The sequence below is a fragment of the Shewanella sp. SM69 genome (assembly GCF_025653985.1).
Lineage (GTDB): Bacteria > Pseudomonadota > Gammaproteobacteria > Enterobacterales > Shewanellaceae > Shewanella > Shewanella oncorhynchi.
Genome location: NZ_JAKKRV010000004.1, coordinates 207655 through 232324, shown reverse-complemented (window position 1 = coordinate 232324; position 24670 = coordinate 207655). Strand labels below are relative to the sequence as shown.

Genomic DNA, 24670 nt, shown 5'->3' with positions numbered 1-24670 from the left:
TTTTTGTTTGTTGCTCTTTTGATTCGCGCTTCTTATGAGCACTTGTGGCTATCACTTATTAAGGATGCTTGTTATTGCTATGTGTGGTTTGAAATGTTCAGCCCGCTTAGGCTGTATTTGATATAACTCGATTTTTACCGTTACGTTTAGCTTGATACAAGGCCGCATCGGCCCGCTTAAGCGTTTCTTCATAGGACTTATCCAATGGTTCGATAGAAGCGACTCCAATGCTTACGGTAGCAAACAAGCCATTGACCGCATATTTTTGCAGTTCAGTGTAAAAGCAATCGCAGAGGTATTCTGCAAATTCAACCGCTTGCGAATGCTCTACCCCAGGTAGGGCAATCACAAATTCATCGCCACCAAAACGATACGCGCTATCGGTTTTTCTAAATTGAGTTCGGCAGGTTTCGGCAACTGCGATGATGATTTGATCGCCAGCATAGTGACCCAACTGATCATTGATGGACTTTAAATGGTCTAAATCGAGGATCAAGATTGAGGTGGGAATACGGTGGCGCTGAAATATATCGAATTGAAAGGTTAAATCACGTTCTAAGCGGCGACGGTTATACAGCCCTGTCAGCTGATCGGTATCGCTTAGTTGACGTAGTTGCAGTTCAAGTTCATGCCGCTTGGAAATATTACTGGCGACCCAAAGCACCACAGGCTCATCATCAACCAGAAAGTCTAGTGCTTGAATGCGTCCCTCAAACCAAATGGGTTGTTCAGGGCCTATATCGGGTAAGCCTTTGACATCTTTATTGCTCAATTCATATTCTTCGATCAGTAATTTTCGGCTGGTTAATGCACTTTCGATAACCTGTAAAAAGTAATTGAGTTTATCAGCCTTTAACACATCGCTAAGATACAAGCCGATTAGGCCACTACCATCGTGGTAATAACGGTCATCTTTACCACCGAAGACGGCAATGTATTTACCACTTTTTGACAGAACAAAAGTAGGATCAGGAAGTGCATCAAGGACTAAAGCCATTTCTTCTATTTTGATCATCGATTAAAATCCCTGTGGAAAATCACCCAACCTTAAGTCCGCGTGTCCAAGTTATCATAGATAAACTACTCTTTGGCGCTTTAGCCGCGAATGCATCCTGCGAACTCATTACAATTTAGCCGCTTTTGTGGGTAACAACAAACCATAACAATATGCCGTACAATTTATTTGTCGTCGCGATTTTACCAAGGCATCAGAGCGTTCGATGGCGCAGAGTTGTATCCCTGTTGAGGCTTAAAATCTAAGTCCTGCGATCGTATCAAGTCAGTCGTGATGTCTTGAACTTTAGCGTTTGTGCTTATGTTCAAAAAGCTTCATTGCGGTGTTTAGTGGACAGATGATTTTCGAGTAGAATCTAGGGCCTTAATTGTGGTTTTAATTTTACACAGGGATTTATAATGCATACTGCAGATGATTTTATTGAACATTTAGCGCTAGAGCAGCATGTTGAAGGCGGTTATTACCGCTCATCCTATCGTTCAGAAACGGCATTTGATCAGACTCGGGCATTATGGAGCAGTATCTATTTTTTGCTGCGTACGGGAGAGGTTTCCCATTTCCATCGTCTGACAGCTGATGAAATGTGGTATTTCCATGCGGGGCAATCACTGACGATTTACATGATTGATCCTGATGGGGTGCTAACGACGGCGCAATTAGGGCTTAATTTAGCTGCGGGCGAGCGGCCACAGTTTTTAGTCCCTAAGGGCTGTATCTTTGGTTCTGCCATGAATCAAGATGGTTTTTCATTAGTGGGCTGCATGGTATCGCCCGGTTTTACCTTTGATGATTTTGAGCTGTTTAGCCAACAAACTTTGTTAGCCCAATATCCACAGCATAGTGACATCATCCAACGTCTGAGCCGTTAGGGGGGCGCTAAAGTCAGTTAAATTTAGCCAGTTGATTCGTTAAATGGTAACTTGGTTGACATTGCCTCATTCGGCTAAACTAAGGTCGCTCTGAGTCATTAAATTTGACTCAATAGTAAGATATCCCCGCGACAAGGCTTGTCTATTGGCGTTTAACCACGTAAAACATGCTTTTTGGCGTACCTCTATGTACCAAGTGTTATGGAGTAATTGAATTTGGAACACTTAGTGTGGGAGCTCGATCCTGTATTAATCTCGTTTATGGGACTAAAAATACATTGGTATGGAGTCCTGTTTGCTGTTGCTATTACTGCTGGTTTTCAGGTGATGAAGCGGATTTATATCAAGGAAAATCTCGATCTTGAGTCCCTTGATAATTTACTGATTTATTGTGTGGTTGGCATTATTGTGGGCGCGCGTTTGGCCCATTGTATGTTCTACGATCCGACTTATTACTTTGCTCATCCGCTTAAGATCTTGGCGATTTGGGAAGGCGGACTCGCCAGCCACGGTGGTGGTTTAGGCGCGATTCTGGCCTTGTATTATTACCAACGTAAAGTGAAGCTACCCTTCCTGTTTTTGTTGGACAGACTCGCTATCGCCACTGCCATTTTTGGCTTTTTTGTGCGTATGGCAAACTTCGCCAACTCAGAAATTTTAGGCGATCCTACGACTCAACCTTGGGGCATTATATTTGCCCGTGTCGACATGTTGCCAAGACATCCAGCACAGCTCTATGAGGCTTTCGCTTATTTAGCTATCTTTATTGGTCTGTATGCTTTGTATCAATACACGCAGATTAAACAAAGACATGGGGCTATTTTCGGCCTGTTTCTGGTATCGGTGTTTAGTGCGCGAATTGCGATTGAGTCGATTAAAGTTAGCCAAGCGGCTTACTCTGAAACTTTCTTAAGTGCGGGACAACTTCTGAGCTTACCGTTTTTAGCCGTAGGTATAGTCTTGTTGTTCTTGGCGTATCGAAAGAAAACCGTTTAAATCTGAATATCAAACGATTAAAAAAGGCTTTCTATCTAGATAGAAAGCCTTTTTTATGAATGAATCATCAAGTATGACGTTAGTCTGTCTTCACTATATTGGTCACCTGCACCATGGCATCCCGAGCGGAACGACTCACACCTGAGAGTTGGAAGAAGCCATGGATGACGCCAAGATAACGACGGCAGTGGGCATTTACGCCAGCCTCTAATAGATTCCTAAATAGCTGTTCACCTTCATCGACGAGTGGATCGAATTCGGCGGTGATGATATGGGTTTCGGGTAAGCCTGCTAAGTCATCACGGCGTAGTGGACTGGCTTCGGCATCGGTTCTGGGGTGCCAATCTAAATACAGATCGAAACCTGTTAGCAAGGTGTCGCGGGTGATGATGTATTTCTCACCATTGTCGCTATAGCTTTGGCTCTTCGCGGTGGCATCGAGCATAGGATAGATAAGCACTTGTTTGTGTGGCAACCATTGCCCTTTGGCTTTTAAACGCAGGCAAGTGACTAGGGCTAAATGGCCGCCAGCGCTGTCGCCCATTAGGGTAATATTGGTGCTATCACCGCCCCATTGGTGGCAATGTTGATAGATGACTTCTGCAGCATGGCAGGCATCGTCGTGGGCAGCGGGATAAACATGTTCTGGGGCGAGGCGATAGCGAACGGCGATCACCAGTGCGCCAGAATCATTGGCGAGTTTTCGCAGTTGTTGATTATGGGTTTCAACGCCGCCACTGACAAAACAGCCACCATGGTAGTAAATGACGATAGGTAAATTGTTTGCCGCCGAGGGTTTGAACAGAGTTAATTCTGCGCCATCGATGGAAATAGATCTAACCTCGAACACCTCTTCAGGCTCACCCGCGAGTACAGTGCTGGCAATATAACCTTGTCTACGTTGCTCAATACTTTGCTCTCGCACCGATGGGCAGCCCGCCGCGATAAACTCGCTAACCAATTGTTTAATTCCCTCTTCTAAATAGAGTTGGCTCATTTAATACTCCCTCAATTTTTAGTGCGCTCGGCTGTTCTGCAATGGGCTGAGTTTATCGGCAGCTTAATTGAATTGGTAGCCTAGATTCACACTTAGCCATGAGCTCTATCATGATTGCGGAAATTAACTTTGGTATTAACTTAGTAATGAATACGGTTGCAGTCGGCATCTTTTTCACTATTACAGATTGAGTTGTAGGGTGTCTTGTAAGAAAATTACCAACTTAATTGACTGTCAGGCTTAATGCGGTTAAATGTCCGCCTGATTGTGCGTTCGATAGCGCTTTGATGTCGATTTGTGAAAGTGGGTTTCAGTTTCTTGGCTAAAATATAGGTTGCCAAGATGCCGTTTGAGCGACACATTGAGCCAGCGACCACACTCGTTATTCGTTCTCTATTTGCAGGAATCTTTCGTGGCAAAAGCACCCAAAACATTGCAACAGCGCATGGGCATAGTTGCCCTGACGTGGCCGATTTTTATCGAGACCTTGTTGCAATCTCTGCTTGGGATCAGCGATATCTTTATGCTGAGCCATTATTCCGATAATGCGGTTGCCGCGGTGGGACTCACGACTCAACTGATGTTCTTCATGATGGTCATGTCCATGATGGTGAGTACGGGCGCGAGTATTTTGATTAGCCAAAGCAATGGGGCAGGTCAACCGCAGCAGGCTGTCGATATCGGGGTGGCGAGTGTCGTATTGAGTTTGGTATTAGCCTTGGTCATGGGCGCATCTATGTTCTTTGGTGCTAAGGGTATTATCGGCTTATTTGCGCTTGAGCACGATGTGGCTGGTTTTGGATATGACTATTTAGTTATTTGCGGCAGCTTGAGCATAGGGCTAGTGATGAACATTGCCTTCGCCGCTATTTTGCGTAGTTACGGCTTTACCCGCTCGGCCATGTTAGTTACCTCAAGCACGGGCTTAATGAACGTGATCGGTAATTATATTGCCCTGTATTCACCCTTTGGTTTACCTGTTTATGGGGTAACAGGGGTGGCGATATCGACAGTGACCAGCCAGATCATCGGTGCGTTTATCATGCTGATGGTGATCCGGCATAAGCAAATTCCGCTGCCAATACAACGACTTAATCTTTTACCTCGCAGCACTTATTGGAGTGTGATGCGTATTGGCCTGCTCAATGCTGGTGAGATGCTGTCTTACAATGTGGCTCAGATGACCATCATCTACTTTATCAGCCAGATGGGCACTTTATCGCTCACGGCCTACACCTATGGCTTGAATATTAGCCGTTTTATCTATTGTTTTGCGGTAGCACTCGGGCAGGCGACGCAAATTCAGACTGGATACTATGTAGGTAAACAATGGTTCGATGAAATCACCACTCGGGTGCAGCGTTACTGTTTGGTGGGCTTTGTGGCTTCACTGACCATAGTATTAGTCTTCTACTTGCAGCGATTCGTTATTGTCGGCTGGTTGAGTGAAAACGAAGACGTCATCCAATTAACAGCGTTATTGCTTGCGGGTTCCATCGCGCTTGAAACAGGGCGAGTGTTTAATCTGGTGATTATTTCGGCCTTAAAAGGCGCGGGTGATGTGGCGTTCCCTGTGCGGGTAGGCCTCTTTAGTATGTGGGGTATTGGGGTATTTTTTGCTTGGTTCTTTGGCTTGCATTTAGGTTATGGCGTGTTGGCTGCTTGGCTTGCCGTCGCGGCAGATGAATGGGTGCGTGGATTGATTATGGTGCAGCGTTGGCGCTCGGGTCGCTGGCAGCGTTTTACGCGTATTCCGCCAGTAACCCCAGCTTAAACCGCGCTGATAACAAAAGGTCAGCACTTATTGGTTGCCCCATTTGCCCGATTTCAGTAGTTCATTTTTAAATTGTAGATACCTTGGGTGCCCTTCATCGGTTTCGATTTCCATAGTGCTATAAGGGGCAAAAATAGCCCCTGGAATTTGGCATCCTCTAGTAAGAACGTCCTCTAATGAGGGCATGAAACATTCTTTAATCGGGTCAAAATGGATTTTATAACTGGCATAGCCGCGTTCAACAAATCTATCGGTTATGGTTTTGAATAGCTGTCCAAAAGGTGTATCGAGCGTCTCTGGCGTGGAGTAATAAAAGCCTTGTCCGTACCAGTAGAGTAATAAGGCGGTACCTGCGTCGCAGAGTGGATGTTCGATAATCGCCCTGACCATGTCGGGATCATCGTTATCCCAATTCAAGTTGGCCGCGACAAAATGCAATTCCTCCATACTTTGTAAGTCACTGATACAGGTGATTTGTGTCGCCGCTTTGCCAAAGTAGGTACTGTCTTGATGTAAAAAGTCGTAATCGGGATCGGCGAGTAATTTGGCGAGTTGTTGTTGATTGGCAAAACAGCCAAATTCTGCGCATTCATAGGCGCGAATAAATTGTTCTTGTGAGAGTAATTTAGCCAAGGGAATCCTTTCTTTTTATAGAAAACACAGTTTATAAAAAAGACAGCGTCAGCCTTTACGTAGTAAAAGGCTGACATAGAAGAAAAGGAGCGTAAAACGTTACGCTTGCTCTTGCAGCAGGGTACGGCACAGCTTAATAAAGTCCGATGAAGTGACGATACCGAGTACCTTTTTATCGACATCGACGACGGGCAGGCAACCAAGTTTGTTCTCGATAAAATATTCAACCACCACAGTTAAGGGCTCGTCGGCGGTGAGATGCTGATAGTCTTTATCCATCACAGTTGTGATCGGCGTGTATCGTTCCTTGCGCTCGAGCGCGCCTTGGCCGTACTTGTTCAACATAGTCATCACGCTGGCGATCATCTTTTTATGGGTGAGTACGCCAACGAGGGTGCCATCAATTTCAGAAATCACAGGTAAGTGGCGTACGCCACGGGTTTGCATCAGATGGTGGGCATCTTTCAAACTGGCGCCATCGCTGATGCAGATGACTTGATCACTCATAATATCGCTGACTTTCATTGTTAAATTCCTTTTCTTGCCATTCTTAGGCGTGCATTTAACACGCTGCGTTAGCCTGCACCGATGTTAGCAGCTTCTCTGTAACCTACGCCAGTCCTGCACAAATAAAGTACGCTATCCAGTATAAGTGTTTGAATTGATAGATATCATAAAAGGCTGACAAAGATGTCACAAATATGTAACAGTGATATCTCACAATCGTGGTCTTATTAGACCTCATACCAGTGAAGCCTTATCTAACAAGGAATAATAATAATGAATCGTACCGTAACTCGTCGTGATTTTTTGGCTATGTCGGCCAAAGGTGTTGGTGTTGCTGTGATCTCTTACGGCTTGATGGGCTGTAGTGATAGTAATGATGATAATTCTGTACCCGCGCAATTTTTACATGGGATTGCCAGTGGCGATCCGGCAGTCGATGCCGTGATCCTATGGACTCGTGTCACGCCTGAGTCTGAGGGCGATGTAAAAGTGAGTTGGCAAGTGGCAAGCGATGCGGCCTTTAGTCAATTAGTGACTACAGGTGAGACTGTCACTAATGCGAGCCGTGACTACACGGTTAAGATTGATGCCCGTGGTTTACGTGCCGGGCAAACCTACTTTTATCGCTTTATGACGGGTGATAAAACCTCAGTTGTGGGTAAAACCCGCACTCTGCCTGAGGGTGACGTTAGCTCAGTCAAATTAGCCGTGATGTCCTGTGCTAACTTTCCTGCCGGTTATTTTAACGTCTATGAGTTAGCGGCGGCGCAGGATGATTTAGATGCTGTGGTGCATTTAGGCGATTACATCTATGAATATGCCCGCGGTGGTTATGCCAGTGAGCATGCTGCCGAATTGGGGCGTGAAGTGTTACCCGCCAATGAGTTGCTGACGTTGAGTGATTACCGCACTCGCCATGGTCAGTACCATACCGATGCGAGTCTGCAAAAGTTACACGCGAAAGTGCCTTTTATCACAGTGTGGGATGATCATGAAGTGGCCAATGATACTTGGCGTGATAGTGCCGAGAATCACAACGAAGGCGAAGGGGATTTTGCCGTTCGTAAAGAAGCAGCACTACAAGCTTATTTCGAGTGGTTGCCGATTCGCCCATGGCGTGAAGGGAACCATGAAGAGATTTACCGCAGCTTCAGTTACGGCAATCTCGTCGATCTGCATATGCTGGATACTCGTGTATTAGCCCGTGATAAACAGCTCGATTATGCCGATTATATGGATCCTACCACTGGCTCGTTTGCGGGTGAGCGTTTCCTTGCCGATGTCACTTCGACCACTCGCACTATGCTGGGGTTGACGCAATTATTATGGCTGCAGGGCACATTGCTACAGTCGACAGGCAAGTGGCAAGTACTGGGACAGCAGGTATTAATGGGTAAGATGTCATTGCCTGCTGCGATTGCCACTCAGCAGATGAGCATTCCTCAATTTGCCATGTTAGGGGCTTTAGCTAAGCTAGCGGCCCGTGCGGCGGCAAATGATCCCACGCTGACTGCTCAAGAGCTGCAATATCTTCAAGCCAATCAAGCCTTACTCACGCCAGAAGTTATCGGACTGCTGCAATTACCTGCAATCCCGTACAACTTAGATGCTTGGGACGGTTACGCCTATGAGCGTGAAGTGATTTTAGGTACGGCTAAATCGAAAAATCTCAACCTAGTTGTGATCGCGGGTGACACCCATAATGCATGGGCTAACGAGCTTAAAGACGTGAATGGCGATACCGTTGGGGTGGAGTTTGCGACTAGCTCAGTATCATCGCCGGGCCTTGAATATTACTTGAATCTGCCAGCGGAACAGATCCCCGCGACCGAGGCGGCAATCGTCGAGTTAGTGCCAGATCTTAAGTACGCTAACTTAAAAGACCGAGGCTTTATGACGCTCACTTTTACCGCTGATGAGGTGCGCAGCGACTGGCATTATGTGGATACCATTTTGTCGAAGGATTTCCAAGTCGCAACGGCCCGTGGTTATAGCACTAAGACAAAAGTAGGCGAGCATGTGATTACGCCTATCGTTTAATGCGGTATTGTTCGCTTGTTTATCGGCCACCTTAGGGTGGCCTTTTTGTTGCTTTTGGCTTTAAAAGACAAAATAAATGTCTGTTGTCACGCAAGTTCTTACTATTACTGCAGCACATCGCATTTTTTTGGTATAAAATTCGCTCCCAAAATTCGGCGGCTGCCTACACTTGCTAAGGCAAAGCTGTTCTAGTGTTTTGGGAACCTTTACCCGCCGAACAGACCTTACAGGGGTCATAAGCTTTTGCTTTAACGACCTAAGAATAAAATCAATGTGATGGGGACTGTGTCATGTCAGAAAAGTATTTTGTTACCGCGCAGCAATTGCTGGAAGATTCATTTTTATTAGCTTCGCAAGTGTATGAGAGTGGCTTTCGTCCGCAATTTATCGTGGGTATTTGGCGTGGCGGTGCTCCAATCGGGATCGCGGTACAGGAGTTTTTCGATTTTAAACAAGTTGAAACCGATCACATTGCCGTGCGTACCTCTTCTTATTATGGGATTGGCACCGACAAACAAAGCAAAGAAATCAAAGTTCATGGCCTGCATTACATCGTTGAAAATGCGAACGCGAGTGACGGTTTGTTGATTGTGGATGACGTGTTTGACTCTGGCCGTAGTATTCATGCATTAAAAGAAAAACTCAGCCAACTGATGCGCCTAAATATGCCAACCGATATCCGTATCGCTTGCCCTTATTACAAGCCAAAAAATACCGCAGTGCCTTTAAAACCCGACTATTACATTCACGCCTCTGAAGACTGGTTAGTTTTCCCGCACGAAGTCACAGGGTTAACGCCTGAAGAAATTGCCGAAGGTAAGGGCGATTTAAAGAATATCCAGCACCTGTTTAAATAGCTTGCTCGCGGCGAGATAAAGACTATTTTCGCAATAAAAAAACGCGTTAACGATGAATCGTTAACGCATTTTTTTTCTGTTTTAAAACTTATAAATCCATACAGTTAGCATAGTAAGTCACTGTGGCGGGCCAGTCGGAGAACACTCCAATCACGCCGACATCTTTCGCAAGTACATCAAGTAATTCAAAGGTATCGCCTTCATTATCTATCGCTTCGGTAATGCTTTGATAGTAAAAGCCGCCGCCATTTTTTAATAAACCAGATCGCTCCAGCGACCAAGTGATGATCTTAAGCCCAGCGCCTTTGGCGGCCTTAGCGTATTCCGAAGGAATGATTTTCTTATCCGCATCTAAGGCGACTAATACCCAGAGTGGCGGTGCAATAATTTCGACGCCTTGGGTCTTTAAATCCGCCATTGATGGTGACCAAGTGGCTGAGTTCTGCGGATCAAAGGCGCTGTTATAATCGTATCTGTCATCGAGAAACACAGCTTGCTTCGCAAATTCAGGTGCGTTGGCGACCCAGTATTTGATGTCATCCAAAATAAATGACTGGGGGAATACTTGCGAAACATCGACGCCCGCCGCCGTGTATTCATCCAACATTTTTTGCGCGTAATCCTGCTGAGTAAAACCATCGAAGGGCATAGATACGCTCACCGCTTTTAGCTCAGGCGTCATCTTCACTCCGGCTTTTTTAAACATTTCAATACTTTCAGCGTGGGTCATCAAGGTGCCATTGCCAGCATAAAGATCGGTGCGCCAGCTTGGGGTGCCATTGATGAATTCGGCCGCAGTGGTCGCTTTTGGATTGTTGCCTTCCATCTTACCCTTGAGAGATTTAAATTCGGCAAGGGTGATATCGCTAGTGCAACAGGTTGCCGATGCGCTGACGCCATTGGCGGCATCAGCAGGAGTGAATGGGCTCGAACATTTATTGGCAAGTTCGGGTATGGCTAAAATGTTGGTCGTGCTAGCAAGATCGCACTGTGAGTGGCGGCAAACTAAAGCTTTATCGGCGGTGAATGTGACATCACACTCGACTATGCCTGCGCCCGAATCGATAGCCGCTTGGTAGGATTCCTTTGTATGCTCAGGGAATTTCATTGGCGCGCCACGGTGACCTATGGAAAATTCGCTGCGATAAAAACTATCAGTGGTGCATTGTTCTAAGCGGGTTTTAAGTGTGCTGTCTTGCATCTGACGTACGAGGAATAAGGGTCTTTCTCCCACTTGAGCAGGAACAGGTTTGCTGGTGGGGGGCGTGACTGCGGCGTTATCATCGTCATTATTGCAACCGGCTAATAAAGCGCTCGTGGCAATTAACAGGCCGAGTGAGAGCGACGAAATAGGGCGTAGTTTCATCAGATTTACCTATGAGTAATGATGTAAATTATTAATATTAATCAGAAACTCTAAAGTGTTAATGTGACTGAAAAAGCCTATTTGTATGACATAAACAAGAATATATACCGTTTGCACGACGATTATCTAAGGCACGCTAGCTTGCGATAAACTGCCTTCGACAGAGGATGGTCGGGATATATGCACAGTGTTGCTTTAGATGTGAGCATTGACTCCACTGAGCGAGTCGATGAAACTGGCATGAATATTTTCATCTGGGCGATCTTTCTGGGCCGAAATCAAGTACACTGCGCTCCTTTTGTTTTATGATGAGCGTTTGGTTCGCTTGATAAGACAAACGTGACAAGCATCATTTAGGAAATAGAGCAGAATGAGCAAGGGCAAAAAATACGATTTTCGCGTGACACAGGGCGACAACGGTTGGAAAACTGAAATCACTCGTCGCATGACATCAACTAAAACAGTTGTGTCTAAGAGCCACGATGGCTTTGCGACTGAAGCCGAAGCACAAGCTTGGGGCTTAACTGAATTACAAGTGTTTTTAGGCACGTTAACTGAGCGCAATAAACGTCGTTCAGAGAAACAAGCTAAAGCAAAATTAGCCGCAGCATTAGCGGCTGAAGCGGCTACTGATGCCGAAGATCTTGATGAAGATGATTTCGACGAAGAGTAACACTCATTTGTTTAACCTTGTCTTATCAAGCCAGTGTGACTGTTAGGGCGCGCATAACGGGTTCTGAAACGTCACTCTGGCGATGAACAGCAAAAGGCAGATCTTAAGATCTGCCTTTTGTGTTTTTGTCGCTCGCGAAACTGTGCATATCAATTCATTTCATTCTATTTCCTCGTTTATCTTCATACACTCTGTTCGGCTGGACTGATCTGTTGATGCTGTCATTAGCTTGTTTTTATCGTATTTAGCCGGGATTACGTACTCTATACCATTAATAATTAACGATAACTATTATCATTTGATTTACTTAGATGCTGCTCTGTGCTCATATGTAAGGAATTCGAACGCACGTTTAACTTTATCAAGGTAAGGGAACTCCTATGAAACTACTTCAATCCAGTTTATTGCTGTGTTTGTCGGCTTCGGCAACCCTGAGTTATGGCCAAGCCTTAGATGGAGAGGCGTTACGCTTACTACAAGCGTCGCTAAAGGATTCGACTTTGGATGCACAAGCGCAGTTAACCAATACTAAACGGGCATTGGCGTTAGATTTAAGCCATCAATATGCGCAGCTCGCGCCTATCTTACAGACTGAAATAAACCAGTATCAGTTGGCAGTAAATGCCGATGAGATTCTGTCCCAACATAGGCTCAATGATAATGTGATCACCAAAGCCGATGCGTCGATTCGCCGAGTGAAGGGCTTAAGTGCCAAAGCAGATTCTCTGGTGCAAGTGCGTCTGGCGGATGAAACCATGTTAACCCCATGGCAGCAAGGTGAGTCTCCTCTATTTGCCTATGAGCCCGATGGTGACGAGCGTCAGTGGGATTATATTGAAGCCTTTGATATTCATGGGCAAGTGCATCAATTAGACGTGTATAACCTACCGCAGCAGCCGGTGTTTGTGGTCGGTATCGACAGTAAAAAAGCCTTTGTGGCTGGCTTAGAGGTGATGCGGGCGACATTTGCCGAGGCGCAGTCAGCGAAAAAAGATGGCGTGCTACTGAGCCGTGCGCAAACACAGGCGGTGGCAGACAAGCCTATTTCAACCACAGTGATCAAACAAATATCCTTGAATGATGACCATGAGCCGTGGATTTCTGGTCGAGCCGAGATTTACGGCATAGTGACTGGGGTTGACCCGAGCCGTGAAGAACCTGTGCTCGATATCGTCGAAATGCCCTATTTAGATTATGCGGATACGACTTATTATCCGAATCAAATCATCATCCATTGGGAGCGTTATCGTTGGGCGGCTGCGGACATGATCCTAATGGAGCATGACGATGGCACTAACTATAAAGTGTTGGCCACTAAGTTGTTGGAAGCGGCGGAGCAGATCTTAAAGTCGATCCCCGATCCTGAAGCTCAGGGTTATGCGCTGATCCCACAAATCACCAATGGTATTTTAAGTGTGATGCCGGATGCTTGGTTCACCAATGACGATGACTTTGTCGACGTGTATTACACCTTACAGGAAGGGGTTGAATATCCTAACTTGAACGGCGCTAACGGTAATGCGATGACGAGCTTTGCGCCATTAGTCATCCAACCAAGACCCTGATGAATTATTGCGGCTAAATGTAATGGCTGGAATGTAAAAGCGGATCCTAAGATCCGCTTTTTTGTTTTTATCACTTAACGTTAGGCTAAGCCATTCACCTTAAGCTTTTAGCTTGAAACTACCTTGCATAATCGCCCAGTGGCCAGGGAAGCTACAGAAGAATTGGTAGGCTTCAGTAGCGCTCATGCCAGCAGTGCTAAAGGTGATAGACGTTGATTCGCCGCCGCCCACTAATGGCGTGTGAGCGATAACGCGAGTATCACCCGCTTTGACATAGGCTGCATCAGGACCGGCACTCATACCTTCGGTTGCTACGGCTGACATATCAGCTGCCTTAGTTAATACCCAGTTGTGGCCCATAGCTGCTTTTGGCAAAGTGCCTGAGTGGGTTAAGGTTAAGGTCACTTCTTTACAGCTTGCAGGTACAGACAGCTCTTTAGTGTCAAATTGCATTGCATCAGTGGCGGCAATTTTCAGTTCACATTCGTTGGCACTCGCTTGGCTAGCGAATAATAATCCGAGGCCGATTAGGCTAGTGCTGGTCACGTTACGTAAAGCTGTGCTTTTTGCTTTCATCTGGTACTTCCTTATTTGAACAAGGGTAGCCGAGCCGTTTTGACTCGGACATGCACCTGCTAGCATAAGCAATCTTCATTAAATGGGAATGAAATCAGCGTGTAAATTATGTATATGCAACTTTAGGTTGAAAGCTTGCATCGTTATTGGCGGCAAAATTGTTAGCGGTAAACATAGGTGAGTACTTATTTGGAGTGAACTTAGTACTCAGGAACTATTATTTATGTGTTTGATTTATAAATTATAATTTTTTGTTCTAACGCAGGGCGTCTACTTCAGAACGTCTTACGTTTTTAGTACGAAAGCTCCTGTCGATAGGGAATCGCACGTTGTGCGCCTGGGCGAGTGACAGTAATGGCACTGGCTGCATTGGCAAATCCCACGGCTGCAGCAATCGACATGCCCTCGCTTAAGCCCACAACTAAGGCGCCATTGAAGGTATCCCCTGCGGCGACTGTGTCTATGGCCTGCACTTCAAACGCAGGTATTAGCCCATTAAAACCTGGGCTGCTGATAAATGCGCCACGGCTACCTAAGGTAATGACCACAATCTTTACTCCCTGCTGGTGGAGAAGTTGCGCTGCCATGTGTGCATCATCAATATGGTTGATCTCAACTCCCGTTAAGGCTTCTGCTTCGGTTTCATTGGGGGTAATAATATCTACCCACTTGAGTACATCTTGGCCAAGTGCCGTCGCTGGAGCAGGATTTAGTACAGTCGTCACGCCAAGATTCTTGGCTATTTGCAGCGCCTTTGCCACTGTGGCAGCGGGCGTTTCCAATTGTGTTAACAAGTACTCCGCATTAGCAAACAGGGCGTAATGAGCTTCTAAGTCATCGGGTGAAAGGCTGGCGTTGGCACCTGCGGCAACGCCAATCGTATTCTCACCGTTATCACCGATAAAAATCATGGCAGTGCCTGTGCTCAGTCCGGCTATTTGGCGGATCCCTTCCGTGCTGATGCCATCTTTCATCCAGCTTTGACGCATATTATCGCCGATACTGTCTTGGCCGAGATGGCAGATAAAATCAGTGCGTGAACCTGATTTGGCTAAGCGCGCGCAGGCGACGGCTTGATTGGCCCCCTTACCGCCCAGTTCGAGGCGATAATCTCGGCTCATTAAGGTTTGCCCTGCAGCTGGCAGGTACTCAAATTTCATCACATGGTCGGCATTTGCACTGCCGATAACGAGTATCTGGCTCATAGAAGACTCACTGTTATTTTTATCTGCGATTGAGATAAGTTGCATCATAGACGCGTAAACTGTCTACCAGTAAATCGACAAAGCCTTGCCTATCGATCCCAAACAGCACAGTCGCATTGGCGGCTTTACCTGTTAGCTGATAGCGATCGACCACTGTCATGCCTAAGGTCAACTCACTTTGGGTTTCAATACTTACCCAGCAATCTTGCGCCTCAAATAGCTCAGGTTTAAGCAACCAAGCGATAGTGCAGGGGTCGTGCAATGGCGCACCAATAAAGCCCCATTTAGGATCTCTGTGGTAAATCATAAAGAAATCCAATAATTCGGCGACGCACTGAGCAATTGGATTTTGAATCGCGCGAATGCGTTCTATGTCTTCATCCATGATTTGCGCCTGATGAGTCACATCGAGCCCACACATAGTGATGGGAATACCTGACTTAAAGACAATATCGGCGGCTTCGGGGTCGACAAAAATATTAAATTCGGCGGCTGGGGTCCAATTACCGACACCAGCTGCGCCGCCCATTAGCACTATGCGTTCGATCTTGGCGTGTAATTCGTGGTGGGTGGCGAGCAAAAGCGCGATATTGGTGAGTGGTCCTGTGGGGACGAGTGTCACAGGCTTATCGCTTTGGCGAATTTTCTTGGCCATCAGTTCTACGGCATTAAGTGTTTGTGGCGCAAAGCTGGGCTCTGGCAATGCAGGGCCGTCGAGTCCGGTTTCACCATGGACATTGTCGGCAATGATTAATTCGCGAGCTAATGGCTTGACTGCGCCGCCAGCGACAGGAATATCACTGCGATTTAATAAGGTTAAGATCCGCAGGGCATTATTGAGCGTTTTATCCGGCGTTTGGTTACCGGCGCTGGTGGTGACGGCCAGTGGAACCAGCTCTGGATGGGCGAGAGCTAAAATGAGCGCAATAGCGTCGTCATGGCCGGGATCGCAATCCAGAATAATAGTGCGAGTCATACTGTTACTCCTTTAAACAGCGGTGATGGGGGCTTAGAATAGCATGCCATCAGTTAGGCGCTAGCCTGTGTAGGGGACTTGCAGAGTAAACTGTGAGCATTTTCGTCTTTTTATCAACAAGCTGCTAGAATTCTGCCCATTTTTGACATTAGGCGATGTTAGGTAAATCCATTCTCGCTCTGTCCGCTGCACAACATTGAATGACATCTCCAAGCAAATATAAGGAAATAAGTAATGCTCACTTATCGAATCACTTGGCCTAAGGCTTTACTCGCGGGCATGGTTGCCATGCAGATCTCTGGCTGTAGCGATCCTCAGCCTATGGCCGTTGTGGAAAGTAATAACGAGTCATTGCTGCAGTTTGATAACGGCAAATTGCTCCAACTTAAGGAAAATCCGAGTCCACAGTATCGCCATATTCCCTGTGATTTACCCGCAGTCGAGACTGTGGTCACCAACAGTTCGGCCTTTGCGGCGTTAACTAAATCCGGTGAGGTGATCACTTGGGGTGACAGTTATGCTGGCGGTGATAGCCGGGAGGTGACGGAGCAGCTTAAGCAAGTTAAGCAAATCGTCCCAGTCAAGGACGGGTTTGCCGCGCTACGTCAAGATGGCACTGTGGTTTACTGGGGTAATGTAGGGAAATTGAGCCTCGACAAAGCCCTGCAAAACCGCATGACCAATATTACCAAGTTGTTCGCTAATCAAGAGGCCATTGCGGCCCTTGATGCTAATGGCAAGGTACACACTTGGGGTTATGGCCCCTACGGCGGCAATAGCTTACATGTGCAGGATCAATTAGTTGATGTTGTCGATATCTTTGCCAGAGGACGCAGTTTTGTCGCCCTCAAAAAAGAGGGCAGTGCTGTGATTTGGGGGCAGGTTGAAGAGTCGACCAATATGAAAAAGTTACTCCCGCAGCTTACGGATGTAGCGAAGATCGAATATTTTCAACACACCTATGCCGCCTTGAAAAAGGACGGCACTGTGGTGAGTTGGGGTTGGCGCAGTGATGCTTACTCGATCCGCAGCGCCTTAAAGGATGTGGCGAGTATGACGGCAAACAATTGTGCCTTTGCGATTTTAAGTCCTACGGGGGATGCGCATTTTTGGGGCGATGGGATTAACTGTGGTGTCGATTGGATTAAAAAAACCAATATCACAGGGGTAAAAGAGATTATCAGTGTCGGCTTAGGGTTTTTATTACTGCGGGATAAGGCGGTGCCGCAAATTGTGGCCGACGATACTGATTACGCTCATATGTTTGGGTTTCACTATGCTCAAGAGATTCTTGATAAATATTGGCAGGAAGGCAGCATCATTACTCAAGGGCCAGCCTCCTTTGTGTTTACGCGTCCCGATGGCAAAGTGGTGCCCGTTGGTTATCGCGCCAACCGTGATAATGTGGAAAAGTTAATGGCACGTATTCCGCGCCTCACTTGGTTAAATGGTGCAAATGACGGTTATGTTGGCATCAGCGAAAAGGGGGAGTTGGTCTCTTGGTCGATGAATTTGCCCATGTTCGACAAGTCGCCAGTGCAACCTGCTGACTCGTTAGTGATTAAACCGCTGGATTTGACCCCCGCTGCCCAATGCGAAACCCCTGAGCAGCGTCAGGCGATTTTGAGCAAAGACAGACCAAAACCTGCGGCAAAAAACTGGGATGGTGTTTTCTAGCTTATGTGAGTTTTCTCGCTCACTTGAGATTAATGGACTTTCATCCGTATAGACGTCTATAATGCGCGCGCTCAGGTCTGATATGTCCTGAGCCTTGTTGGGCGTTAACAGGTTGTACGCCCTTTGAACCTAATTTTGAGTCAACCTTCTGTGGTGCTTGCGTGCGAAAGCCGCGAGATAATCGGAAAGCCAGTGAAATTCTGGCACTGCCCCCGCAACGGTAAAAGGTGAGAGAGGACCGCGTTTGATTGGTGAGTTCAAGACTGAACCCGAAAGTCAGAATGTCAAAGGTCAGTCTCGCGTTAATCCAATTTTTAAGGGATTAACATAGCCTAAGTCCGGAGACCGGCCCTAAAGGTGTTTTTGAGATTTCGGTGGGCAGATCTCAAAATGCGATAATCACCGTCAGTATTTACGACTGAATTAACGGTATCGTGGCGTCAATGCCCCGTTTTCCTTGCAGGAGTTAAAGGTAAAATGGGAACAAATCCAACAAAAATCGCGCTGCTGATCGGCAGCCTTTGCAGTTTTTCAATTATCGCGCCCGCTGTGGCGGCTGACGATACCAGCACAGCTAAAGTCGACGAGCATCTTGTCGTGATCGGCCGCTCTGATAAGACCCCGTTAAATATTGCTGCCAATGTGAATGTGATTGATGCTGCGGCTATTGAAATGAGTGGCGCGACTAATTTGACCGACATCTTACGTGGTCAAAGCGGTATTCAAATTTCGGATAACAATATTGGAACTAGCTTTGCGATGCGCGGTTTTAGCGCCAGCACTGCCGTTAATAACACACTGATTTTACTTGATGGTCGTCGTCTCAATAATATCGATATCGCCGCGCCTAGCCTTAATGCCATTCCGCTTAATCAAGTGGATCGTATTGAAATTTTATCGGGTAGTGCGGGTGTACTTTATGGCGATCAAGCCGTGGGCGGGGTGATTAATATTGTCACTAAGTCCCCTGAAAATACTGGCGGCAGCGTGCAGTTATCTGGCGGTAGCTTTGATACTTATGAAGGTCGTGGTGATGTGTCTGGCGCGATCAACAAAGATTGGCGTTACTTTTTCACCGGTAGTTACAACCAAGGTGATAACTATCGCCAGCATAATGCCAACGAAACCGGCTCTATTCTTGGCCGCATTCAATATAAAACAGCCACAGACTCGTTCTTTGTTGAAACCAGCTACTACGATAACGATCGTGAAAATCCGGGCTCGCTTACTGAAAAGCAATTTAAAGACGATCCTCGTGCTTCATCAAATAAGGTAGAGTATGCCCACGAGATGACCACTGCGGCGCGAACGGGTTACCAGCATCAGCTTAATCAAAACTGGGCGCTGGCGGCGGATTTAGATTACAGCGATACCTTAGTGTCTTCTCTTAATTGGGGGGCGAACAGCCATAACACACGCTCACTGTTAATGTTTAGCCCTAAAGCGTTAGCGAATTACAGCACGCGTCAAGGCGAGCTAAACCTAGTCACAGGTTTAGACATCAGCCGTGGCAAGGCTGATTTTGACACTATGGCGCGCAGTAATGTGCAGCAAATGCAAAGCGCCTATCTACAAGCTACAGTGCCTTTAAGCCATACTTTAAGTTACGTTGTGGGTGGCCGTTATGCGCGGGTGACCGATGAGTTAGTCGATGGCAATGTCTATCCTAATGGCATGGATTTAGACGAAAATGCCCACGCATTCGAACTGGGTTTAAATTACCGCCCAACTGCGGAGCACAGACTCTATGTGCGCGCCGATGATAACTTCCGTTTTGCCAAAGTGGATGAGCAAGCTTATACATCGCCGGGCGTATTTGGCTTAAAGCCGCAAACTGGCCGTTCCTATGAGGCGGGTTGGGATTGGGCTGTCGCTAGTCAAACCCTGCGAGTCAGCCTATATCGTCTCGATTTAGAGGATGAAATTGTTTATGACTCGAGTGCAGTTAAACCCATAGGTGGTAATTTCAACGGTGCAAACGTCAATGCCGACGCTTCTCGTCGTTATGGCGCGGGTGCCGATTGGGATTGGCAGATCACTAAAGCGCTGCAGCTAGGGCTGGAATATAACTATACCGACGCCGAATTTACCGATGGTGCTAACGATGGCAAAGAGCTGTCTTGGGTGGCAAAACACACGGGACGCGGTTATGTCAGCATGGATTTTGCTGAGCATTTCCAAGTATTTGCCGAAGCTATCTACACGGGTGATCGTTTTATCGAAGGCGATAACGCTAATCAAGGTGATAAGCTAGCAAGTTACGTGCTTGGTAATTTAGCCTTGAATTATAATCGTGATGCTTGGCTTGCCAGTCTGCGTATCGATAATGTATTCGATAAAGATTATGTCAGTGCTGGTTATTACGGTGGCGATTGGGGGGATAGTTACTATTCTGGTCGAGGCCGTGATATCCGTTTCACTGTGGGCTACCGCTTCTAAATATTAATGAGCTATTTAATAACAAAGCCAGACTCAGTCTGGCTTTTTATTTTTTACGCTGAGTTCAAAGAATAAATCTTAAAATAGGTATAGTCTTGAATATCGTTTTAGTAGAGTGGTTTAATTGTCGTTATCTATAGTGTTAGCGGGCAGTCATTACTAAATAGGAGTAATTTATATTTTACTCTGCTGTTTATGGCTGAAATTCTTAGTATTTTAGGTATGATGTGAGCTGTAACCGAATCATCTTATTGTTAATAAACAGGTGTAAAGTGTCTTATGACTGATCTTGAGCAACAGGTTTTTACTCAAGTTAGAGCTATCATAGCGAACGAAGAGCAAGTGATTGGCCGCCGAGGAATTCTAATTCCACTCAAAAAAGCGATCCTTGCTGAAGGCGACATTCGTAATGTGATTGACATTATCTCGAGCGATCCCGCATTGGCAGCGCACATGCTTATGCGCAGTAATTCCGCACAGGCTGCTGTAGTGGAAAATCACAAAACTCGTTCGTTGAAAGAAGCTTTGATCCGCTTAGGTCAAGTTAATATCTATCGCTACGCCTTTACGTTCTATTTAAAAGAACGCCTCGATGAACTGCCACAGCCCTATAAAAAGTTGGTCCAAGGTTATTGGAAGCTGACTGAAGATATTGCAACGGATGCGGTAGATAGCTTAGCGGATATGGAAGGTGTGGAGGTTGATGCTGACGAAGTACAAACCTTAGCTCTGTTCAGTGTGTTCGGCCAAATTATCGCACTGACCGCATTTGCCTATTTAAATGCTAATGCCGAACAGTCATTTCCTTTAAGTGTGATTAAGTCATTGATTGATAATCAACAACAGACCTTAACCATCGAAGCGTTCGAGGCGTTAGATCTCGATCAGGATCTGCGTCAAGAATTTATGATCGCCCATAATTTGCGTCAGACCCGTAATCCTAATTCATCAGGGTTGATACTGCGCCGTGTCTTGTCTATGCGTGGATTGTTGATGAATCCGCTGTAATTTGTCGATGCTATGAAATAGTCATTTGACTCAATAAACAAGCCTGCATTCGCAGGCTTTTTACTCTATGTCACCCGCATTAATTCGTCTTCTGCTGGCGGGATAAACCTTCCCTCGCCACCAGTTGTAACCAATTTTGGATCAATGCAGAGTTAGCACTGTGGCGGCGATAGGCACCAAATAGCGGTCGTTTCAGACCTTCTTGGCCGAGTTTTACCGTAGCGAGACTCAGTCCATGTCCTTCATTAATCGACCAGCTTGGCAGTGCGGCTATGCCGTCTTTACAGGCGATGCGTTGCAATAACATCATTGTTAAATCACAGGTTTTTTGCTCGCCCGCCTCTATGCCCGCAGGCTCTAAAAAGTGGCGATAAATATCTAAACGCGTCAACGGCACTGGATAACTGATAATAGGCAAGTGTGCTAATTGCTTAGGGGTGACATAGGCTTCTTTTGCTAAGGGATGATCTTTTGCAACCACTAATTTCACTTCAAAATCAAACAAATGCTGGTAGGCGAGTGAATGCCCAGGCACAGGATCTGAGGTTAATACAATATCCAGTTCACCCATTTCTAAGGCATTGAGCGAGTCGAACAGGTGACGGCTCGACAAGTCTAACTCGGCAGTTGGATGATCTTGCCTAAATTGTTCCATTACAGGCATTAACCAGCGAAAACAGCTATGGCACTCAATGCCGACTCGCAACTGATTAGTTTCGGTTTCCAGCCCATTCTTCAAATCTGTCTCGGTTTCTAACACCTTAGGCAAAATCTCTTCGGCCAGATGCAACAGGCGTGCACCTTCTTGGGTGAATGACAGTGGCTTACTCTTACGCACAAAAATGGGCGAGTTAATCCTTTGCTCCAACTCCTTAATCTGGTGGGAGAGGGCGGATTGAGTGACAAAACGTTTTTTGGCTGCGCCCGCCAAACTGCCGCTTTCTTTCAGGGCCATTAAGGTTCGCAGGTGTCTTAGTTCGATCATGTTCACTCCAAGTGAATTTCGCTCATGTTGTGCTTGAAATCAATTCGGTTGCTGGCATAGAGACTAACACAATAAACTTCTAGACGTCCAGACGCCCATTGTTATTTATCAGGCTGAAGTGCTGAAAAGTGCCAAGAGAAAACAATCTGGTGGGTGTAAGTGCCGAATATGGCTTATCTCAAATAAAGGAAGATAGAGTATGCAATTAAATAGTCTTGGGTTTCCCCGTATTGGGCGTCGTCGTGAATTGAAATTTGCCTTAGAAAAATACTGGCGTGGTGAGAGCACTCAGGTGGAATTACGTGAAGTGGCGAGTGAACTTCGCCGCACCCATTGGCAGTGGCAAGCTGCTGCGGGCATTGAGCAAGTTCCCGTAGGTGATTTTGCCTTTTATGATCAAGTGCTGACCTTAAGCGCGACTTTAAATGCCATTCCTGAGCGTCATCGTGGTGAAGGGACAATCGATCTCGATACTTTATTCCGTGTTGCCCGCGGCAGAGCGCCAACGGGCCAAGATGCGCCTGCCTCTGAAATGACCAAGTATTTCAATACTAACTATCACTACCTGGTACCTGAGCTCAGCCAAAACCAAGAGTTTTCGATTGCCTATGAGCAGTTCTTTGATGAAGTCAGCGAAGCGCAGTCCTTAGGTTATAAAGCAAAACCTGTGCTACTCGGCCCTGTTAGCTACTTGTACCTAGCTAAAACCGTGGGCCAAGAGTTTGATAAGTTAAGCTTATTACCCAATTTATTAACTGCTTATGCTGACATTTTGGCGCGTTTTGCTGCTCAGGGTGTGCAATGGGTACAGCTCGATGAGCCCATTCTAGCATTGGAGTTAGATGGCGAATGGCAAGCGGCGATCACTGAGGCGTATCAAGCCCTCAGCACTGCGAAGGTGAAGATCCTTCTTACCAGTTATTACGGCGGTATCGCACACCATCAAGCGCTGGTATCGGCCTTGCCAGTCGCGGGGTTGCATGTCGATTTAGTCACAGCGCCGGATCAATTGGCAGTCTTTGCCAATGCGCTTGGTCAAGATCAAATTCTGTCGGCGGGTGTGGTCAATGGTCGCAACGTGTGGGCGGCAGAGGCGGATTTGATTGCCGAACGCATAGGCGCGGTGGCCCGTGATCTCGGAGATCGCTTGTGGATCGGTACTTCTTGCTCACTCCTGCATAGCCCTGTGGATTTAGAGGTGGAAGCCACGCTTGAGCCCGCGCTGCGTCAACAACTCGCGTTTGCGAAGCAAAAATTACTCGAACTGGCCAATGTGCGCCAATTGCTACTGGCACCTGAATCGGCCGCGGCAAAAGAGATTGTGCAAACCTGTTTGGCACGCCGTGAGGCGAAAGCGCAGGCCGCCGACAGTCAAGTGATTGCCCGCGTTGCCGCGTTGACATCTGCCGATTATGAGCGCGTCAGTGATTTCAGCGTACGCCAAGCAGTGCAGCAGCAGAAATACCGTTTACCTCTGTTGCCGACCACCACCATTGGCTCCTTCCCACAAACACCTGCAATCCGTGGACTACGCAGTCGTTGGCGCAAGGGCGATCTGAGTGATGCACAATATACAGAGCAATTACAACAAGTCACCCGCGATACTATCGACCGCCAGCTTAAACTCGGTATCGATGTACTGGTTCATGGTGAGGCCGAGCGCAACGATATGGTGGAATACTTTGGTGAGCAGCTTGCGGGCGTTGGCTTTACCAAAAATGGTTGGGTGCAAAGTTATGGCTCACGCTGTGTTAAGCCGCCGTTGATCTATGGTGATGTCAGTCGTCCAAAGGCGATGACGGTCGATTGGGCCGAGTTTGCCCAAAGTCTCACCGACAAGCCTGTAAAAGGCATGCTGACTGGCCCAGTGACGATTCTGCATTGGTCATTCGCCCGTGAAGATATCGGCCGCGATGTGATTGCGACTCAGCTGGCGCTGGCGATCCGTGATGAAGTGGTGGATTTACAAAATGCAGGTATTGGCATTATACAAATTGATGAGCCCGCCTTCCGTGAAGGTCTGCCATTGAAACAAAGTGAGTGGCAAACCTATTTAGATTGGGCGGTGAATGCCTTTAAACTCAGCGCTGCTGGCGTGGCTGATGAGACTCAAATCCATACTCACATGTGTTACAGCGAGTTTAACGACACGATTGCCGCGATTGCCGCCATGGATGCCGATGTGATCACTATCGAGACTTCGCGTTCACGGATGGAGTTACTCAATGCCTTCGAAGATTTTGAATATCCAAATGAAATTGGCCCAGGAGTGTATGACATTCATTCGCCAAACACCCCAAGTGTGGAGGCCATGGTGCACTTAATCGAGAAAGCGGCGCAAAAAGTGCCCGTACGTCAGCTGTGGGTCAACCCAGATTGTGGCCTAAAAACCCGTACTTGGGATGAAGTTGAACCCGCACTGAAAAACATGGTCGATGCTACCCGTGAACTACGTCGCCGCCTTGGTTAATATTATGCTTGAGTGAAATATTTTTTTACTGAGTTTATTGAG

20 protein-coding genes and 1 riboswitch are annotated in these 24670 nt (G+C 46.7%); of the genes, 11 read left to right on the top strand and 9 right to left on the bottom strand.

Going from position 1 to position 24670, the window contains the following annotated elements; genetic code table 11:
• Nucleotides 1-106: 106 nt before the first annotated feature.
• The gene (locus L5M37_RS08415; RefSeq protein WP_131523762.1) at nt 107-1015 is read right to left on the bottom strand and encodes a GGDEF domain-containing protein; all 909 of its coding nucleotides are present in this window, start codon (nt 1013-1015) and stop codon (nt 107-109) included.
• Between the two features lie 398 nt (nt 1016-1413).
• Here L5M37_RS08415 and L5M37_RS08410 point away from each other — a divergent pair, with 398 nt between their 5' ends.
• Together L5M37_RS08410 and lgt are read left to right on the top strand one after the other, a co-directional pair.
• Entirely contained in the window at nt 1414-1884 is a 471-nt protein-coding gene (locus L5M37_RS08410) for a cupin domain-containing protein (protein WP_173242850.1), read from the top strand.
• 216 nt (nt 1885-2100) lie between these two features.
• Nucleotides 2101-2880 carry a prolipoprotein diacylglyceryl transferase gene (gene lgt / locus L5M37_RS08405; RefSeq protein WP_131523760.1) on the top strand — a complete coding sequence of 260 codons (780 nt, stop codon included), beginning with the start codon at nt 2101-2103 and terminating at the stop codon, nt 2878-2880.
• Between the two features lie 79 nt (nt 2881-2959).
• Here the strand turns inward: lgt and L5M37_RS08400 are convergent, their stop codons facing one another.
• Nucleotides 2960-3877, bottom strand: a complete 918-nt coding sequence (locus L5M37_RS08400; protein ID WP_263200087.1) for an alpha/beta hydrolase — start codon at nt 3875-3877, stop codon at nt 2960-2962.
• A 412-nt stretch (nt 3878-4289) separates the two neighbouring features.
• On the opposite strand from L5M37_RS08400, the gene L5M37_RS08395 reads away from it, so the two are divergent.
• Complete coding sequence (locus L5M37_RS08395) at nt 4290-5651, top strand: MATE family efflux transporter (protein ID WP_263200086.1); 1362 nt, start codon at nt 4290-4292, stop codon at nt 5649-5651.
• A gap of 27 nt (nt 5652-5678) precedes the next feature.
• Here L5M37_RS08395 and L5M37_RS08390 read toward each other — a convergent pair whose 3' ends face one another.
• On the bottom strand, nt 5679-6284 hold the full coding sequence (locus L5M37_RS08390; protein ID WP_263200085.1) for a DUF4274 domain-containing protein: 606 nt from the start codon (nt 6282-6284) through the stop codon (nt 5679-5681).
• 99 nt (nt 6285-6383) lie between these two features.
• Nucleotides 6384-6809 (bottom strand): HPP family protein, encoded by a 426-nt coding sequence (locus L5M37_RS08385; RefSeq protein WP_263161466.1) that lies wholly within the window; start codon nt 6807-6809, stop codon nt 6384-6386.
• Nucleotides 6810-7064: 255 nt separating this feature from the next.
• On the opposite strand from L5M37_RS08385, the gene L5M37_RS08380 reads away from it, so the two are divergent.
• Both L5M37_RS08380 and L5M37_RS08375 read left to right on the top strand, forming a co-directional pair.
• Nucleotides 7065-8831 (top strand): alkaline phosphatase D family protein, encoded by a 1767-nt coding sequence (locus tag L5M37_RS08380; RefSeq protein WP_263200084.1) that lies wholly within the window; start codon nt 7065-7067, stop codon nt 8829-8831.
• Between the two features lie 290 nt (nt 8832-9121).
• The gene (locus L5M37_RS08375; protein ID WP_028759331.1) at nt 9122-9688 is read left to right on the top strand and encodes a phosphoribosyltransferase; all 567 of its coding nucleotides are present in this window, start codon (nt 9122-9124) and stop codon (nt 9686-9688) included.
• An 88-nt stretch (nt 9689-9776) separates the two neighbouring features.
• On the opposite strand, the gene L5M37_RS08370 is transcribed toward L5M37_RS08375, so the two are convergent.
• Entirely contained in the window at nt 9777-11054 is a 1278-nt protein-coding gene (locus L5M37_RS08370) for a glycerophosphodiester phosphodiesterase family protein (RefSeq protein ID WP_263200083.1), read from the bottom strand.
• 370 nt (nt 11055-11424) lie between these two features.
• Between L5M37_RS08370 and L5M37_RS08365 the strand changes: the two genes are divergently transcribed.
• A complete protein-coding gene (locus L5M37_RS08365; RefSeq protein WP_105250177.1) occupies nt 11425-11727 on the top strand; it encodes a DUF3622 domain-containing protein in 303 nt (100 codons plus the stop codon).
• A gap of 380 nt (nt 11728-12107) precedes the next feature.
• Nucleotides 12108-13292, top strand: a complete 1185-nt coding sequence (locus L5M37_RS08360; RefSeq protein ID WP_263200080.1) for a DUF3103 domain-containing protein — start codon at nt 12108-12110, stop codon at nt 13290-13292.
• A 99-nt stretch (nt 13293-13391) separates the two neighbouring features.
• Here the strand turns inward: L5M37_RS08360 and azu are convergent, their stop codons facing one another.
• The 3 genes from azu to rihA all read right to left on the bottom strand — a co-directional run bounded on the left by azu (nt 13392) and on the right by rihA (nt 16049).
• A complete protein-coding gene (azu, locus tag L5M37_RS08355; protein ID WP_006080224.1) occupies nt 13392-13868 on the bottom strand; it encodes an azurin in 477 nt (158 codons plus the stop codon).
• Between the two features lie 293 nt (nt 13869-14161).
• The gene (gene rbsK, locus L5M37_RS08350; protein ID WP_263200078.1) at nt 14162-15073 is read right to left on the bottom strand and encodes a ribokinase; all 912 of its coding nucleotides are present in this window, start codon (nt 15071-15073) and stop codon (nt 14162-14164) included.
• A 19-nt stretch (nt 15074-15092) separates the two neighbouring features.
• Nucleotides 15093-16049, bottom strand: coding sequence for a pyrimidine-specific ribonucleoside hydrolase RihA (gene rihA / locus L5M37_RS08345; RefSeq protein ID WP_263200077.1), 957 nt, complete (start codon nt 16047-16049; stop codon nt 15093-15095).
• A gap of 234 nt (nt 16050-16283) precedes the next feature.
• Here rihA and L5M37_RS08340 point away from each other — a divergent pair, with 234 nt between their 5' ends.
• From L5M37_RS08340 to L5M37_RS08330, 3 genes are all read left to right on the top strand, one after another.
• The gene (locus L5M37_RS08340; protein WP_263200075.1) at nt 16284-17726 is read left to right on the top strand and encodes a hypothetical protein; all 1443 of its coding nucleotides are present in this window, start codon (nt 16284-16286) and stop codon (nt 17724-17726) included.
• A gap of 134 nt (nt 17727-17860) precedes the next feature.
• Nucleotides 17861-18095: riboswitch (cobalamin riboswitch) on the top strand.
• Between the two features lie 108 nt (nt 18096-18203).
• Nucleotides 18204-20165 (top strand): TonB-dependent receptor, encoded by a 1962-nt coding sequence (locus tag L5M37_RS08335; RefSeq protein ID WP_263200073.1) that lies wholly within the window; start codon nt 18204-18206, stop codon nt 20163-20165.
• Nucleotides 20166-20444: 279 nt separating this feature from the next.
• Entirely contained in the window at nt 20445-21173 is a 729-nt protein-coding gene (locus L5M37_RS08330; protein ID WP_105250172.1) for an HDOD domain-containing protein, read from the top strand.
• Between the two features lie 79 nt (nt 21174-21252).
• Here the strand turns inward: L5M37_RS08330 and L5M37_RS08325 are convergent, their stop codons facing one another.
• A complete protein-coding gene (locus L5M37_RS08325) occupies nt 21253-22158 on the bottom strand; it encodes a LysR family transcriptional regulator (RefSeq protein ID WP_028761667.1) in 906 nt (301 codons plus the stop codon).
• Between the two features lie 199 nt (nt 22159-22357).
• Between L5M37_RS08325 and metE the strand changes: the two genes are divergently transcribed.
• Nucleotides 22358-24628, top strand: coding sequence for a 5-methyltetrahydropteroyltriglutamate--homocysteine S-methyltransferase (gene metE, locus L5M37_RS08320; protein ID WP_263200071.1), 2271 nt, complete (start codon nt 22358-22360; stop codon nt 24626-24628).
• Nucleotides 24629-24670 lie beyond the last annotated feature (42 nt).